The 17,564-nt window shown below is 73.9% G+C and carries 5 protein-coding genes; 2 read left to right on the top strand and 3 right to left on the bottom strand.

Going from position 1 to position 17,564, the window contains the following annotated elements:
* Positions 1–10: 10 nt before the first annotated feature.
* Positions 11–238 carry an acyl carrier protein gene (locus CXR04_RS34020; RefSeq protein ID WP_047014281.1) on the top strand — a complete coding sequence of 76 codons (228 nt, stop codon included), beginning with the start codon at positions 11–13 and terminating at the stop codon, positions 236–238.
* Positions 235–1,167 carry a 2-oxo acid dehydrogenase subunit E2 gene (locus CXR04_RS34015; protein ID WP_101426023.1) on the top strand — a complete coding sequence of 311 codons (933 nt, stop codon included), beginning with the start codon at positions 235–237 and terminating at the stop codon, positions 1,165–1,167. Before CXR04_RS34020 ends, CXR04_RS34015 begins: the two co-directional genes overlap by 4 nt.
* A 124-nt stretch (positions 1,168–1,291) precedes the next feature.
* Here the strand turns inward: CXR04_RS34015 and CXR04_RS34010 are convergent, their stop codons facing one another.
* The 3 genes from CXR04_RS34010 to CXR04_RS34000 all read right to left on the bottom strand — a co-directional run bounded on the left by CXR04_RS34010 (position 1,292) and on the right by CXR04_RS34000 (position 17,539).
* Positions 1,292–16,138: a type I polyketide synthase gene (locus CXR04_RS34010; protein WP_234380637.1), complete on the bottom strand. Its 14,847-nt coding sequence runs from the start codon at positions 16,136–16,138 to the stop codon at positions 1,292–1,294.
* A gap of 125 nt (positions 16,139–16,263) precedes the next feature.
* Positions 16,264–16,935, bottom strand: a complete 672-nt coding sequence (locus CXR04_RS34005; RefSeq protein WP_101426022.1) for a DedA family protein — start codon at positions 16,933–16,935, stop codon at positions 16,264–16,266.
* Positions 16,936–17,032: 97 nt separating this feature from the next.
* On the bottom strand, positions 17,033–17,539 hold the full coding sequence (locus CXR04_RS34000) for an allene oxide cyclase barrel-like domain-containing protein (protein ID WP_101426021.1): 507 nt from the start codon (positions 17,537–17,539) through the stop codon (positions 17,033–17,035).
* Between the last annotated feature and the right edge of the window lie 25 nt (positions 17,540–17,564).

Genomic DNA, 17,564 nt, shown 5'->3' with positions numbered 1-17,564 from the left:
TGCCCGCTTCATGACGACCATCGACGATCTTGTGGTGCTGATCCGCGACGAACTGGGCCTGCCGGTGTCCGTCGAGGACGCCGACCGGCCTCTGGACGAGATCGCCGGCTGGGACTCGGTGCACCTGCTCTGGCTGACGGCGGCCATCGAACGCCGCACCGGCCGCAGCGTGTCGCTGCCGGACCTGCTGGAGGCCGGCAGCCTCAGCGGCATCCACAAGGCGGCGGTCGCGGCGTGAGCGTCAGCCGCTTCCCCGCCGAGCGCCGCCACACGCTCTACCACTGCGACGAGATACGGGCCACGGCGCCGGTCTTCCTCGACACCGAGGTGGACATGAGCCGGGTGCAGGAGCACCGGGCGGGGGCCAGGCGGGACGGCCGCCGGTACTCGGTGGTCTCGTACGTCCTCAAGGCGTCCGGCAGCGTGCTGGCCGCGCACCCGGAGGCCAACGCGGCCATCCGCGGCCGGCTCCGCCCCAAGGTCGCGCGCTACGCGACCGTCGGCGGCAAGGTGACGCTGGACAAGACCCTGGGCGGGCGCCGCGTGGTGCTGTCCTCGGTCGTGCCGAAGCTGGAGCAGTCGAGCCTGGACGACGTGCAGCAGCACGTGGACCGGCTGCGCGACGGAGACCCCGAGACCATGCCGGAGTTCGAGGCGGTACGCAAGCTGCACCGGCTGCCCGTGCCGGTGGGCCGCACGCTGTTCCGGCTGGCCACGCGGTCGTTCGCGCACCGCCCCGAGCTGCGGGGCACCGTCGCCGTCACGTCGCTGGGCCACCGCGCGGTGGACGGCTTCCACTCCGTCGGCGGCACGACCGTCACGCTGGGCCTCGGGCGGATCGTGGACCGCCCGGTGGTCAGGGACGGCGCCGTCGTGGTGGCGCCGGTGATGCGGCTGAGCCTCGCATTCGACCACCGGGTGATCGACGGGGCGGAGGCGGCAGACGTGCTGTCCGAGCTCAAGGACTTCCTGGAGGCGTACGCGCCGGAGGCGGCCCCCGAGACGGCTGCGGCCGGGAAGGCGGGCGTCACCGAGCCGGCCGCGGCGGAGTCGTCCGAGGAGCCTGCCGCCGAGGAACCTGCCGCGCAGGAGGAGGCCGTCGGCGAGGAGGCCGTGCACGAGGCGGTCGACGCCCGGGACCCGGCCTCTCCCGCCCCGAGTACCTGACCCTCTCCGTACCGCCCGCGGGGTTCACCGTCCCCGCCGCCTGCTCCGCCGGCCCGCGTACTCTCGTCGCGGGCCGGCGGTCTTTTCTTCCGCCCCGGTCCACCGGCCGGGAGGGGCGCGGGAGTCAGTCCCGGCCCAGCTCCCGGTCGATCATCGCGAACATCTCCTCGTCGCTCGCCGCGTCCAGCGCGCCGCCGGGCTCCTCGGCGGCCGGACCGGCCTCCTCGGCTCCGCCCTGCCGCACGTCTTCGAGCTGCCACAGCAGGGCCTTCAGCCGCGCGGCGAGCCGCGCCTGCTCCTGCTCGTCGAGCGTGCCCGCGGCCAGCATGTCCTCCAGCTCACCCAGGCTCCCCGCCCCGGCATCCGCCGGGGCCGCCGCGGCCGGCGCACCCGGCAGCTCCCCGTCGATCAGGGCGGCGAGCGCCTCCGCGGTCGGATTGTCGAAGACGGCCGTGGCCGGGAGCCGCAGGCCGGTCGCGGCGTTGAGCCGGTTGCGCAGCTCCACGGCGGCCAGCGAGTCGAAGCCGATGGTCTTGAACGCGGCTTCGCGCGGTACGGAGTTGGCCGAGCCGTGCCCGAGCACCGCGGCCGCGTGCGTACGTACGAGCCGCACCAGTGCCTCCGCCCGCTCCGCCGCCGGCAGCTCGGCGAGCTGTGCCCGCGACCCGCCCGAGGAAGGCGAGTCATCCGCCGCGACGGTGCGCCGCGCCGGCCTGACCACCTGCCTCAGCACCGCCGGCACCGCCACGCCCTCCTCGGCGCGCGTGCTCAGCCGCGCCGGCACGACGGCGGCGTCGCCCAGCGCCATGGCCTCGTCGAGCAGCGCCAGGCCCTCGTCGGTGGCCAGCGGCAGGATGCCGGTGCGGCTCAGCCGGGCCACGTCCGCGTCGCTGAGGTGGCCGGACAGCTCGCTCTCCTCGGCCCAGTAGCCCCAGGCGAGCGAGACCGCCGGGTGGCCCTGGGCCTGCCTGCGCTGCGCCAGCCCGTCCAGCCAGGCGTTGGCGGCGGCGTAGTTGCCCTGTCCCGCCGTGCCGAGGGTGCCCGCGATGGACGAGAACAGCACGAAGCCGCTGAGGTCGTGACCGCGGGTCAGCTCGTCCAGGTGCGCGACCGCGTCCACCTTGGGCGCGAACACCCGGTCGACGGCGGCGGCGTCGAGCGTCTCGACGGTGCCGTCCGCGGTCACGCCCGCCGCGTGCACGACGGCGGTGAGCGGGTGCTCCGCCGGTACGCCGGCCAGGAGCCGCACGACGTCCTCGCGCCGCGACACGTCGCACGCGGCGACGGTGGCCTCGGCCCCGAGACCGGCCAGCTCGTCGCGTAGCGCCGCGGCCCCTGGTGCGTCCATCCCGCGGCGGCTGGTGAGCAGCAGGTGCCGTACGCCGTGGACCGTCGCCAGATGGCGCGCGACCTGCGCGCCCAGCGCGCCCGTGCCGCCGGTGACCAGCACCGTGCCGGCCGGGTCCGGCGGCGCCGGCACGGTCAGCACGATCTTGCCGACGTGCCGGGCCTGGCTCATGAAGCGGTACGCCTCGGGCGCGCGCCGTACGTCCCAGGTGCGCAGCGGCAGCGGGGTGAGCACGTCCGACTCCAGCAGCATGACGATCTCGGCGAGCATCTCGCGGATCCGGTCGGGGCCCGCCTCCATCAGGTCGAACGCCTGGTACGCGACCCCCGGGTGCCGCTCCGCGACGTCGGCGGCAGCCCGGATGTCGGTCTTGCCCATCTCCACGAACCGCCCGCCCGCGGGAAGCAGTTCAAGCGAGGCGTCCACGAACTCCCGGGCCAGCGAGTTGAGGACGACGTTCATGCCGGCGCCGCCGGAGGCGCGCCGGAACCGCTCGACGAAGTCGAGGTCGCGGGAGGACGCGATCCGCTCCTCCGGCAGCCCCAGCTCGCGCAGCAGCCCCTGCTTCGGCGGGCTGGCGGTGGCGTACACGTCCGCGCCCCAGTGCCGCGCCAGTTGGACGGCCGCCATGCCGACGCCGCCGGTGGCCGCGTGCACGAGCACCGCGTCACCCTTGGCCAGCCGGCCCAGGTCGCGCAGGCCGTAGTACGCGGTGAGGTAGACCACGGGCACGGCGGCGGCCTGCGCGAAGGTCCAGCCCTCGGGCATCGGGGCCAGCATGCGCCGGTCGGCGACCGCGAGCGGGCCGAAGGAGTGCGGGAGCAGACCGAGCACCCGGTCGCCGGGCGCGAGGTCCGTCACGCCGGCGCCGACCTCGGTGACGACGCCGGCGCCCTCGCTGCCCATGATCTGCTCGCCGGGGTACATCCCGAGCGCCATGAGCACGTCGCGGAAGTTGAGCCCGGCGGCGCGTACGGACACCCGCACCGTGCCGGGGGCGAGCGGCGCCAACGCCTCGGGGTGGGACAGCAGTTGCAGGGACTCGATGGTGCCGGGGGTGGCGGTGTCCAGCCGCCAGGCGCCCGCGTCGGCGGGCGGGGTCAGCGGCGGATCGTCGCGGAGGTGGGTGAGGAGGGGGGTGTGGGCGGTGCCGTGGTGGAGGGCGAGTTGGGGGTTGGTGAGTGCGTGGGCGAGGGCGCTCGGGAGGTGGGTGCGGGTGTCGGGGTGGTCGTCGGTGTCGACGAGGTGGATACGGCCCGGGTGTTCGGCCTGCGCGGAGCGGGCCAGGCCCCACAGCGCGGTGTGCGCGGGGTCGGTGGCGGGGTCGGGGTCGGTGGGCAGGGCGTGGGCGTGGCGGGTGAGGAGGACGAGGGGGGTGTCGGTGAGCCGGGGTTCGGCGAGGTACTGCTGAAGCAGGGTGAGCAGGTCGTGTACTGCCAGGTGGGCGGCGGCGGGGGTGGCGTCGCCGGGGCCGGGGGCATAGACGACGGCGGTGGGCTGGTCGTCGGCGGCGAGGAGGTCGGCCAGGCCGGAGTGGTGCCGGACGGCGGTGTCGGGGACCGGCGCGGCGGGGCCGAGGGTGGCCCAGCCGGTGAGGTCCGTTGCGTCGGCGGGGAGTTGCTGCGGGGTCCAGCGCAGGGTGTAGAGGTGGTCGGGGATGCCGGTCGGCCGGGGGCCGGCGGGCAGGGTGCGCAGGGTCAGCTCGCCGACCTCGGCGATGAGGCCGCCCTGCGTGTCGTACAGGGTGAGTTCGACGGTGTCGGGACCTGCGGTGGCGGCCTTGACGCGCAGGTGGGTGGCGGCGGTGGCGTGCAGCGCCACCTTGGACCAGGCGAACGGGACACGGATGCCCGCGTCGGGGGTGTCGCCGCTGTCGACGAGGAGGGTGTGGAGGGCGGCGTCGAGGAGGGCGGGGTGAAGCCCGAAGGAATCGGGGCCGTGTTCCCCGCTGTGCTCCTCGGGCAGTACGACCTCGGCGTAGCGGGTCGAGCCGTCCTGCCACAGCGCGGTCAGGCCGCGGAAGCCGGAGCCGTACTCGTAGCCCTGCTTCGCCAGCCAGTCGTACGTGTCGGTGAGGTCCACGCTCGTGGCGCCCGCGGGGGGCCATGCGGCCTGCCACGGCTCGCCGTTCGTGTCGGCGGCGGGGGTGAGGCGGCCGGTGGCGTGCCGGGTGAAGGGGCGGTCGGGGTCGTCGTCGGTGCGGGCGTGCACGCTGACCGTACGAGCCGATCCGTCGTCCTCAGCGGGGTCGACGGTGACCTGGATCTGCGTACCGCCGGTCTCCGGCAGCTCCAACGGCGCTTCGAGAGTGAGGTCTTCGAGGACCGGACACCCGGCCTCGTCTCCGGCCCGCAGCGCCATCTCCACCAGCGCCGCTCCCGGCACCAGCACACGGCCCTGGATCCGATGCCCCGTCAGCCAGCCGTCGCCGGCGCGCGAGATACGACCGGTCAGCACCACCGCACCGGACGACGCCACGGTCACCGCCGCGCCCAGCAGCCCATGCCCGAACGCACCCAGGCCGAGCGTCGCCGGGTCACCCGCGGAGACGGGACCGGAGAGCCAGTAGCGACTGTGCTGGAACGCGTACGTCGGCAGCGCGACCGGCCGTCCGCCGGACCCGGCGAACACCGCGCGCCAATCCACCCGCACCCCGGCCGCGTAGGCGGAGCCCACACCGGACATCAGCATGCCCGCGGCACGGGAATCTGCCGCGTCGTTCGGCTCCTCGTCGCGCGGTGCGCGGGAGAGGGCGATCCACTGGATCGGCTCGTCCGGGAGGCATTCCTGTCCCATGGCGGTCAGGACGGGGGCGGGCCCGACCTCGATGAACGTCGACACGCCACTCCGGGCGGCGGCCTGCACGCCGTCCGCGAAGCGGACGGCGTGGCGTACGTGCCGGACCCAGTACTCGGGATCGCAGACGGTCTCCGCGTCGGCGAGTTGGCCCGTGACGTTCGAGACCAGTGTCAGGGAAGGCCGGTGGTACTCGACGTCCTCGGCCACCCGGCGGAAGCCGGCCAGCATCGGCTCGATCAAAGGCGAGTGGAAGGCGTGGGACACCCGCAGCCGACGGGCCCGGCCGCCACCCGCCTCCCAGCGGGACACCAGCCCTTCGATCTCCCGCTCATCACCGGAAATCACCACCGAACGCGGCCCGTTGACCGCCGCCACGTCGACCTGAGAACTGCCCTCCAGCAGGCCGTGAACCTCGCCCAAGCTGCCCCGCAGCGACACCATCGCACCACCCGCCGGCAGCGCATCCATCAACCGTCCACGCGCAGCCACCAGACGGCACGCATCTTCGAGCGACCACACGCCCGCACAGTGCGCGGCGGCCAGCTCGCCCACCGAATGCCCCACCAGCACGCCCGGCTCCACACCCCACGCACACAACTGGCGGAACATCGCCACCTCGAACGCGAACAACCCCGGCTGCGTGAACTCCGTGCGATGGATAAGCCCGTCGGAACCGGTGTCGGCCAGCACCTCGCCCAGCGGGCGGCTCAGCAGCCCGTCGAACCCGGCACAGACCTCCTCGAACGCCTCCCGGAAGACCGCAAAACCCGTCAGCCCCGCACCCATCCCCGACCACTGCGCACCCTGACCGGTGAACAGAAGACCCACACCACCGCCCGGCGCCACCGGCGTGGCCTCCTCCTCGGCCAACCGCGCCAGTCCGGCGCCGAGTTCGTCCGCGTCGGCGCCGACGACCACGGCTCGGTAGTCGCCCGTCGCCCTCGACAGCAGCGACGAACCGATGTCGACCGGAGACACCTCTCCCCCGGCGGCCGCGACGAACTCCGCCAGCCGCGCCGCCTGTTCCCGCAGGGCCTCCGCGCTACGCGCCGAGACCACCCACGGCACCGCCGGAAGCACAGCAGAACCCGGCTCCTCGCGCACCGGCTCGGCTGCCGGCTGCTCCAGGATCACGTGCGCGTTCGTGCCGCTGATCCCGAACGACGACACCGCGGCCCGGCGCGGCTCCCCCGTCTCCGGCCACTCCCGCGCCTCCGTCAGCAAGGAGACCGCACCCGCGTCCCAGTCGACATGGGTGCTCGGCGTGTCCACGTGCAGGGTCTGCGGCAGCGCGCCGTGCCGCATCGCCTCGATCATCTTGATGACGCCCGCGACACCGGCCGCGGCCTGCGTGTGCCCGAGGTTGGACTTGATCGAGCCGAGCCACAGCGGCCGCTCGTCGGAGTGTTCCCGCCCGTACGTCGCCAGCAGCGCTTCGGCCTCGATCGGGTCGCCGAGCTTGGTCCCGGTCCCGTGGCCCTCGACCGCGTCGACCTGCCCTGCGCTCAGCCCCGCGCCGGCCAGTGCCTGCTGGATAACCCGCTGCTGGGAGGGCCCGTTGGGTGCGGTCAGCCCGTTGGACGCACCGTCCTGGTTGACGGCGGAGCCGCGGAGCACGGCCAGCACCTCGTGCCCCTGCCGCCGCGCCTCCGACAGCCGCTCCACCAGCAGCAGCCCCACGCCCTCGCTCCAGCCCGTACCGTCTGCGCCCTCCGCGAACGCCTTGCAACGACCGTCCGGCGACAACCCCCGCTGCCGCGAGAACTCCACGAAGGTGTTCGGCGTCGCCATCACGGTGACGCCGCCGACGAGCGCCCGGTCGCACTCCCCGTTCCGCATCGCCTGCGCCGCCAGGTGCAGCGCGACGAGCGACGACGAGCACGCGGTGTCGATCGTCATCGCCGGGCCTTCGAGCCCGAACGCGTACGCCACCCGGCCCGACAGCACGCTCGACAGGTTCCCCGTCAGCGCGTAGCCCTCGATCTCCTGTCGCTCGGTCGACATGCGGGGCACGTAGTCGTGGTACATGACGCCGACGTAGACGCCGGTGCGGCTGCCGCGCAGGCTGTCGGGGTCGACACCAGCGCGCTCGCACGCCTCCCACGACGCCTCAAGCACCAACCGCTGCTGCGGATCCATCGCCAGCGCCTCACGCGGCGAGACACCGAAGAACTCCGCATCGAAATCCCCCGCATCATGCAGAAACCCACCATGACGCGCGTACGACTTCCCCGACTTACCCGGGTCCGCATCGAAAAGATCGGCGCCCCAGCCACGATCCGCCGGAAACTCCGAGATCCCCTCGCCGCCGGACCAGACCATGTCCCACAGCTCCGCCGGAGAGGTCACGCCGCCCGGATAGCGGCACGCCATCCCCACGACGACCACGGGGTCGTCCGCATTCACGGCGGTCACGGGCGCCGTCGCGGCGGAGGCGGTGACGGCTCCGAGTACTTCGTCGCGCAGGTGGCGGGCGAGGCCCGCGGGGGTGGGGTAGTTGAAGACGACCGTGGGGGCGAGGCGCACGCCCGCCGCGGCATTGACGCGGTTGCGCAGCTCGACGGCGGTCAGGGAGTCGAAGCCGAGTGCCTTGAAGTCCTGCTCGGCGTCGACGGCTGCCGCGTCGTCGTAGCCCAGGACCAGCGCGGCCTGGGTGCGGACGAGCCCGACCAGTTCGGCGTCCTGTGCCTCCGCGTCGAGCCCCGCCAGCCGGGCGGCGAGGGCGGACGTGCCGGCCGCCGTCCCGGCCGCCGCCACCCGGCGGGCGCGGCGGCGGGGGGCGAAGTCGCGGAGGAGGTACGGGACTTCGCCGACCTCGGCCTGCGCGCGAAGCGCGGGGAGGTCCATGCGTACGGGGATGACGTTCGGCGTACGGGTGCGCAGGGCCGCGTCGAAGGAAGCGAGCCCCAGCTCCGGCGTCAGCGGGGCGATGCCGCTGCGGTGCCAGCGCGCGAGTTCGGCCTCGCCGAGTGCGGCGCCCATGCCGCCGTTCCCGCCGACGTCGCCCCACAGGCCCCACGCGAGGGCCTGTCCCGCCAGCCCCTGGGCCCGGCGGCGGGCGGCCAGGGCGTCGAGCCAGGCGTTGGCCGCGGCGTAGTTGCCCTGGCCGGGGGTGCCGAGCACGCCGGCGATCGAGGAGAAGAGGACGAAGGCGTCGAGATCGAGGTCGCGCGTCAGCTCGTCGAGGTGCGTCGCGGCGTCGATCTTGGGGGCCAGGACGTCGCGCAGCGCCTCGGGCGTGAGGGACGCGATCGTGGCGTCGGCGACGACGCCTGCGGCGTGGATGACCGCGGTCAGCGGCCGGTCGCCGGGAAGGCCGGCGAGCATCCGGGCCACGGCGTCGCGGTCGGTGAGGTCGCAGCGGGCGAACGTGGCCTCGGCACCGGCGGCCCGCAGTTCCTCCTGCAATTCGGAGGCTCCGGGCGTGTCGATACCGCGGCGGCCGGCGAGCAGCAGGTGCCGTACGCCGTGCGTCGCCACCAGGTGACGGGCGACCAGCCCGCCCAGCGCCCCGGCCCCGCCGGTGATCAGCACGGTGCCGTTGCGGCGGCCGAGTGCCTGTCCTGCGTCGCCCGGGGGCGGCAGGTGGGTGAGGTGCGGGGTGTGCGGGGTGCCGACGTGAAGGGCGAGTTGGGGAGTGGTGAGCGCGTGGGCGAGGGCGCTCGGGAGGTGGGTGCGGGTGTCGGGGTGGTCGTCGGTGTCGAGGAGGTGGATACGGTCCGGCTGCTCGCCCTGCGCCGTACGGGCCAGGCCCCAGAGCGCCGCGTGGACGGGGTCGGGCTCGGCGGTGTGGGCGTGGCGGGTGAGGAGGACGAGGGGGGTGTCGGTGAGCCGGGGTTCGGCGAGGTAGTGCTGAAGCAGGGTGAGCAGGTCGTGTACTGCCAGGTGGGCGGCGGCGGGGGTGGCGTCGCCGGGGCCGGGGGCATAGACGACGGCGGTGGGCTGCTGGTCGGCGGCGAGGAGAGCGGTGAGGTCGGGGTGGTGCCGGGCGGCGGTGTCGGGGACCGGCGCGGCGGGGCCGAGGGTGGCCCAGCCGGTGAGGTCCGTTGCGGCGGCGGGGAGTTGCTGCGGGGTCCAGCGCAGGGTGTAGAGGTCGGCGGTGGCCTGGGGCTCGGCCGCGAGCGTACGGAGCGTCAGCTCGCCGATCTCGGCGACCGGACCGCCTTCGGCGTCGAAGAGGGTGAGTTCGACGGTGTCGGGGCCGACGGTGGCGGCCTTGACGCGCAGGTGGGTGGCGGCGGTGGCGTGCAGCGCCACTTTGGACCACGAGAACGGCACACGGATGCCCGCGTCAGGGCTGTCGCCGCTGTCGACGAGGAGGGTGTGGAGGGCGGCGTCGAGGAGGGCGGGGTGAAGCCCGAAGGAATCGGGGCCGTGTTCCCCGCTGTGCTCCTCGGGCAGTACGACCTCGGCGTAGCGGGTCGAGCCGTCCTGCCACAGCGCGGTCAGGCCCTGGAAGCCGGAGCCGTAGTCGTAACCAAGCTCGGCCAGCCGGTCGTATGCGCCTGCCAGGTCTGCGCCTTCGACCCCGGCGGGCGGCCATGCGCCCTGCCACGGCTCGCCGGCCGCGTCATCGATGACGGGGGTGAGGCGGCCGGTGGCGTGCCGGGTGAAGGGGCGGTCCGGGTCGTCGTCGGGGCGGGCGTGCACCGTGACCGTACGAGCCGATCCGCGATCCTCTGCCGGGTCGACGGTGACCTGGATCTGCACGCCCCCGGTCTCCGGCAGCTCCAACGGCGCTTCGAGAGTGAGGTCTTCGAGGACCGGACACCCGGCCTCGTCTCCGGCCCTCAGCGCCATCTCCACCAGCGCGGCCCCGGGGACCAGCACACGGCCCTGGATCCGATGCCCCGTCAGCCAGCCGTCGCGGGCGCGCGAGATACGACCGGTCAGCACCACCGCACCGGACGACGCCACGGTCACCGCCGCACCCAGCAGCCCATGCCCGAACGCACCGAGACCGAGACCCGCCGGGTCACCGCTCACCGCCGACCCGGACAGCCAGTAGTGGCGCCGCTGGAAGGCGTACGTCGGCAGCGCGACCGGCCGTCCGCCGACGCCGCCGAACACCGCGCGCCAATCCACGCGCGCGCCCGCGGAGAACGCGGCGCCCACGCCGGACATCAGCACACCGGCGGCACGCACGTCCTCGTGCGCAAATTCTTCGTTTGCCTTCGCAGATTGTTCGATCCGCGATTCTTTGGTTTCTTCCCGGGGCGCGCGGGAGAGGGCGACCCAATTGACGGGCGCGTCCGGAAGGCATTCCTGTCCCATGGCGGTCAGCACCGGGGCGGGCCCCACCTCCACGAAAACGGAGACGCCCGTACGAGCTGCCGACTGCACGCCCTCTGCGAAGCGGACGGCGTGGCGTACGTGCCGGACCCAGTACTCGGGATCGCAGACGGTCTCCGCGTCGGCGAGTTGGCCCGTGACGTTCGAGACCAGTGTCAGGGAAGGCCGGTGGTACTCGACGTCCTCGGCCACCCGGCGGAAGCCGGCCAGCATCGGCTCGATCAAAGGCGAGTGGAAGGCGTGGGACACCCGCAGCCGACGGGCCCGGCCGCCACCCGCCTCCCAGCGGGACACCAGCCCTTCGATCTCCCGCTCATCACCGGAAATCACCACCGAACGCGGCCCGTTGACCGCCGCCACGTCGACCTGAGAACTGCCCTCCAGCAGGGCGTGAACCTCGCCCAAGCTGCCGCGCAGCGACACCATCGCACCACCCGCCGGCAGCGCATCCATCAACCGTCCACGCGCAGCCACCAGACGGCAGGCGTCTTCGAGCGACCACACGCCCGCGCAGTGCGCGGCGGCCAGCTCGCCCACCGAATGCCCCACCAGCACGCCCGGCTCCACACCCCACGCACACAACTGGCGGAACATCGCCACCTCGAACGCGAACAACCCCGGCTGCGTGAACTCCGTGCGATGGATGAGCCCGTCGGAACCGGTGTCGGCCAGCACCTCGCCCAGCGGGCGGCTCAGCAGCCCGTCGAACCCGGCACAGACTTCCTCGAACGCCTCCCGGAAGACCGCAAAACCCGTCAGCCCCGCACCCATCCCCGGCCACTGCGCACCCTGACCGGTGAACAGAAGACCCACACCACCGCCCACCGAAGCCGGGGACCGCTCGGAGTCGTCCGCCGCCACCCGCGCCAGCGCCCTCGTCAACTCCTCGATGTCGGAACCCGCCACCACGGCCCGGTAGTCGCCCGTCGACCGCGACAGCAGCGAGAGCCCCACGTCGACGGGAGACACCTCTCCCCCGCCCGCCGCCAGGAACTCCCCCAGCCGCGCGGCCTGTTCCCGCAACGCCTCCGCGCTACGCGCCGACACCACCCACGGCACCACCGGAAGCACACCGGACCGCTCGGCAGTCGCCGGCTCCTCCTCCGGTGCCGCCTCCAGGATCACGTGCGCGTTCGTGCCGCTGATCCCGAACGACGACACAGCCGCCCGCCGCGGCTCCCCCGTCTCCGGCCACTCCCGCGCCTCCGTCAGCAAGGAGACCGCACCCGCGTCCCAGTCCACGTGCGTGGTGGGCTGATCGACGTGCAATGTCTGCGGCAGGGACCCGCGCCGCATCGCCTCGATCATCTTGATGACGCCCGCGACACCGGCCGCGGCCTGCGTGTGCCCGATGTTGGACTTCAACGACCCCAGCCACAGCGGCCGTTCCGCCGAATGCTCTCGCCCGTACGTCGCGAGCAGCGCCTGAGCCTCGATCGGGTCGCCGAGCTTGGTGCCGGTCCCGTGCGCCTCGACGGCGTCGACCTGCCCTGCGACGAGTCCCGCGCCGGCCAGCGCCTGCTGGATGACCCGCTGCTGGGAAGGCCCGTTGGGCGCGGTCAGACCGTTCGACGCACCGTCCTGGTTCACCGCCGAGCCCCGGAGCACCGCCAGCACCTCGTGCCCCTGCCGCCGCGCCTCCGACAGCCGCTCCACCAGCAGCAGCCCCACGCCCTCGGCCCAGCCCGTACCGTCCGCGCCCTCCGCGAACGCCTTGCACCGGCCGTCCGGCGACAGCCCCCGCTGCCGCGAGAACTCCAGGAACATCCCGGGCGAGCCCATGACCGTGACGCCGCCGACGAGCGCCCGGTCGCACTCCCCGTTCCGCAGCGCCTGCGCCGCCAGGTGCAGCGCGACGAGCGACGACGAGCACGCGGTGTCGATCGTCACCGCCGGGCCCTCAAGACCGAACGCGTACGCCACCCGCCCCGACAGCACGCTGACCGTGGTGCCGGTGAGCAGGTGCCCGTCGTGGCCGTCGTGCCCGTCGGCGAGCCGGGGCCCGTACTCCTGCGCGGTGGCGCCGATGTAGACGCCGGTGCGGCTGCCGCGCAGGCTGTCGGGGTCGACACCAGCGCGCTCGCACGCCTCCCACGACGCCTCAAGCACCAACCGCTGCTGCGGATCCATCGCCAGCGCCTCACGCGGCGAGACACCGAAGAACTCCGCATCGAAATCCCCCGCATCATGCAGAAACCCACCATGACGCGCGTACGACTTCCCCGACTTACCCGGGTCCGCATCGAAAAGATCGGCGCCCCAGCCACGATCCACCGGAAACTCCGAGATCCCCTCGCGCCCCGACCACACCAGGTCCCACAGCTCCGCCGGCGACGTCACACCACCCGGATAGCGGCACGCCATCCCCACCACGACGACCGGATCGTCCGCGTCCACGGTGGTGGCCGTCGTCACGACGCCGTCGTCGGCGCCGGTGAGGCGGGCGTGCAGGTGGGCGGCAAGGCGTTCGGGGGTGGGGTGGTCGAAGAGGACGGAGCTGGGCAGGTCGAGGCCGGTGGCGTCGGCCAGCCGGTCCCGGAGGGTGACGGCGGAGATCGAGTCGAAGCCCAGGTCGCGGAAGGCGCGCCGGACCTCGACAGCCGATGCGTCGGCGTACCCGAGGACACCCGCGGCCTCGCCCACGACGAGCGCCAGGGTCGCCGCCGGGTCGCCGCCGGTACCGGCGGCGGGGGCCGTCGGCGCGGAGGAGACAGACGATTCCGTACGGGCCCCGCCGGGGTCGTCGGCCGGGCGTACCGCCGGGGCCTGCCGCTCCCCCGTGAGCCAGTGGCGCTCGCGCTGGAACGCGTACGTCGGCAAGTCGACATGCCCGGCGTCCGCGCCCTGGAACACGGCGGACCAGTCGACGGCGACGCCGTGCAGATGGGCCCGTACGGCCGCCGTCAGCACCTCGCGCACCTCGGGCGTGCCGCCGCGGCGCAGCGGTACGGTCACGGCGCTCGGCAGGCAGTCCTTGGCCATGGCGGACAGGACACCGTCCGGACCGATCTCCACGAGCGTGGTGACGCCGGCCGCGCCCAGCCAGCGCACGCCGTCGTGGAAGCGGACGGTCTGCCGGACGTGCCGCACCCAGTAGCCGGGGTCGCAGACCTCGTCGGCGCCGACCTCCTGGCCGTCGAGGTTGGACACGATCGGGATGCGCGGCGGCCGGAAGTCCAGCTCGGCGGCGACGGCGGCGAAGTCGGCGAGCATGCCGTCCATGTGCGCGGAGTGGAAGGCGTGGCTCACCCGCAGCCTGCGCGTCTTCCAGTCGCGCTTCGCGCACACCGCGGCCAGCCGCTCGACCGCCTCCGCAGCGCCGGAAACGACCGTGGCCGCGGGGCCGTTGACCGCGGCCACGTCCAGCCCGGGGAGGGCGTCGGGGCCGGTGAGCAGCGCCTCGACCTCGTCGGCCGGGGCGCGGACGGACATCATCGCGCCGCCTTCCGGCAGCGCCTGCATGAGCCCGCCGCGGGCCGCGACCAGGCGGCAGGCGTCGGGCAGCGTGAGCACCCCGGCGACGTGGGCGGCGGCGAGTTCGCCGATGGAGTGTCCTGCCACCGCGTCCGGGCGCATGCCCCAGCTCTCCAGCAGCCGGAAGAGGGCGACCTCGAAGGCGAAGAGCGCCGGCTGCGCGTAGACCGTGCGGTGCAGCTCCGGGTCGTCCTCGGCGAACATCACGTCGCGCAGGGGGCTGTCGACGTACGGCGCGAGCGCGACGTCGAGCGCGGTGCACAGCTCGTCGAGCGCGGCGCGGAAGACCGGCCAGGTCGCGTGCAGTTCGCGGCCCATGCCCGCGCGCTGGCTGCCCTGGCCGGCGAAGAGGTGCGCGACGCGGCCGTCGCGGACCGTGCCGCGCAGGACGCCGGCGGCGGGGGTGTCGTCGGCGAGCGCAGCCAGGCCGGCGAGCAGGGCGTCGAGCGTCCCCCCGGCGGCCGGAGCCGCCGCCTCCGCGGGGGTGAGGGCGGGGAGGACGGCGGCCCGGTACTCGAAGGCCGCGCGGGTGGTGACGAGGGCGCGGGCGACGTCGACGGGAGGGGCGACGTCGCCACGCGCGGTCAGGTGGTCGTGCAGCCGGCGCGCCTGGGCCCGCAGGGCGGCGGCGCTGCGGGCGGAGAGGAGGAAGGGCAGCACGCCGGCGCCGGTGGCGGGCGCCGCATCCTCCGTGAGGTCGTCTTGCGCGGTGCCTACGCGACCGGGCCCCACCGCGGCGTCAGCGCTCCGCGCCGGCGGTTCCGCCACCACCACGTGGGCGTTCGCCCCGCCCATCCCGAACGAGCTGACGCCGGCGATCAGCCGCCGGTCCTCATGCGGCCACGGCCCGTGCTCCTCCTGCACCCGCAGCCCGAGGTCGGCGAGCGGGATCGCGGGGTTGGCGGAGCGGAAGTGGAGGCTGCGGGGCAGCTCCCGGTGGTGCAGGCTCAGCAGCGTCTTGATCAGGCCGGTGATGCCCGCGGCGCCTTCCAGGTGGCCGACGTTGGTCTTGGCGGAGCCGACGCGCAGCCGGTCCCCGTCGCCGCGTCCCGCGCCCAGGGTCTCGCCGAGTGCCGTCGCCTCGACGGGGTCGCCGAGCCGGGTGCCGGTGCCGTGCAGTTCGACGTACTGGACGTCGGTGGGCACGACGCCGGCGCGGTCGCAGGCCAGTCGCAGCAGGTCGGTCTGGCCCCGGCTGCCCGGGGTGGTGAGGGTGTCCGTGGTGCCGTCGTTGTTGACGGCGCTGCCGAGGATGACGCCGAGCACGCGGTCGCCGTCTTCGAGGGCGTCGGCGAGCCGCTTGAGCAGCACGAGCCCGCCGCCCTCGCCGCGTACGTAGCCGTTGGCGCGGTCGTCGAAGGTGTGGCAGCGGCCGTCGGGCGACAGGGCGCCGAAGCTCTCGGTGATCTCGTAGCCGTCGGCGGTGAGGTTGAGGTTCACGCCGCCGGCCAGGGCGAGGTCCGCCTCGCCGCGCAGCAGGCTTTCGCAGGCGAGGTGGACGGCGGTGAGGGAGGAGGACTGCCCGGTGTCGACGGACATGCTGGGGCCGGTGAGGCCGAGGAGGTACGAGACGCGGTTGGCGATGATGCCGCGGTGCAGGCCCGTCGCCGTGTGCTGGCCGACGGCGGCCGGGCCGAGCTGCTGGGTGAGCCGGGCGTAGTCGTCGGCCATGGCGCCGACGAACACCCCGGTGTGGGTGCCGGCGAGCGACGCGGGCACGATGCCGGTCCGTTCGAGCGCCTCCCAGGCCAGCTCCAGCACGAGGCGCTGCTGCGGGTCCATGGCGGCGGCCTCGCGCGGGCCGATGCCGAAGAAGGCGGGGTCGAAGAGGTCGACGTGGTCGAGGAACGCGCCCCGGCGCGCCTTCTGCCGTTCCCCCGGTGCGTGCAGGTCGGGTCGGCTTTCGGGGAGCCCGGTGACGGCGTCGCGGCCGTCGCGCAGCAGCTCCCAGAACGCCTCGGGCGTGTCAGCCTGCGGGAGACGGCAGGCCGTCCCCACCACGGCGATGGACGCCGGGCCTTCCGGTCGCGCGAGGGCCTGGGCCGCCGGTTCCGACACTGTCCACACTCCGATCCGTCGGGGGCCCGGCGGGCGCGCGGAGGCGACACCGGGCGCGGTACTGGCTCATGCTGGGCAGCCGGGCTAAAGAGGGCCTAACCGTGGGCTGAGTGCTTACGGGCAGGTCACGCCGACTCCGCCGGGGCCTCGCTGCGCTCCCGGCGCCGGGCCCGCAGCCGGACGACGACGAACCGCACGACGAGCACGAGGAGGATGGCGCCGACGACTGCGGTGAACCCGTTGGCGTACTGCTCCACGGTGTCGTGACTGCTGCCGACCGCGTAGCCGACGGTGAGCAGCACGAGGTTCCACACCAGCGAGCCGATCGCCGTGTACGCCACGAACAGCGGCATCGCCATGCGCTCGATCCCGGCGGGGAGCGAGACGTAGCTGCGGACGATGGGGATCAGCCGGCCGACCAGCACGGCCTTGGCGCCGTAGCGGCCGAACCACCCCTCGGCGCGGTCGAGGTCGGACTCCTGGACCAGCGGGAAGCGGATGAAGATGGCGCGGGTGCGGCGTCTGCCGAGGAGCGCGCCGACGTAGTAGTGGAGGACGGATCCGATGACGGACCCGATGGTGCTCCAGCAGACGAGCGCGAAGAAGTTGAGGTCGCCGAGGCGCGCCGTGTACCCGCCGAGGAGCAGCACCAGCTCGCTGGGCACGGTGGGGAAGAGGCTTTCCAGCCCGGTGGCGATCGCGACCCCGGGCGAGCCGAGGCTCTCCATGAGGTCGGTGGCCCAGTTGCCTGAGCTGTCCGAGGGGGCGGCGGCCCACACCTGAGGTTCGAGGATCATCGCACTTCCCGGGCTCTGCTGGTCGGGGGCGGGCAGGAGTGACCGGCGGGGGTGTGCCCGCCGGTCTCAGCCCGTCGTTCGGCTGCGGACCGCGACGTCAGTCGCAGAGCGCGATGGAGTTGAGCGACTCGGTCTCGCTGACGAGAGTCCACGTCAGCTCGCCGACCTTGCCGGCGTAGCGGCCGCCGGTGCCGTAGGCCGGGAGCTTCTGCTCCTTGCCCGCGGCCAGTTGGGTCAGGTTGACCAGGCCCGCGACGTGGATGGTGCCGTCGTCGAGGGTGTACTCGGAGGCCGAGAACGAGAACAGCTCGCCCGTCTCGGCGTCCTTCTTGATGATGATGCCCTTGATGTCGTTGGTGCCGATGCGGTTGCGCTGGTCGTCCAGCACCGCGTCCTCGGTGATCACGACGTCGCCGACACTGGGACCGACCGGAGCCGCGTCCTTGGTCTCGGTGGTGACCAACTGCTCGATGAAGGAGATGGTCATGCACTCGGCCTTGTGCGTGTCCGCGGCGTGGGCCTGGCTCGCGCCGATCGGCACGGTGAGCACGATGGCCGCAGCCCCGGCGGCGGTCAGCCGGGAGGAGATCTCTGTCGGGCGCACTGCTGTCCCTTCTGGTGGTGTACTG

The sequence above is a fragment of the Streptomyces sp. CMB-StM0423 genome (assembly GCF_002847285.1).
Lineage (GTDB): Bacteria > Actinomycetota > Actinomycetes > Streptomycetales > Streptomycetaceae > Streptomyces.
Note: the sequence above shows the minus strand (reverse complement) of the source record. Positions and strands in the feature narration are given on the sequence as shown.

What these genes read in the sequence shown, in the direction of transcription:
- CXR04_RS34005 (WP_101426022.1), bottom strand. Translation starts at nt 16,935, where the DNA reads ATGATCCTCGAACCTCAGGTGTGGGCCGCCGCCCCCTCGGACAGCTCA.
- CXR04_RS34020 (WP_047014281.1), top strand. Translation starts at nt 11, where the DNA reads ATGACGACCATCGACGATCTTGTGGTGCTGATCCGCGACGAACTGGGC.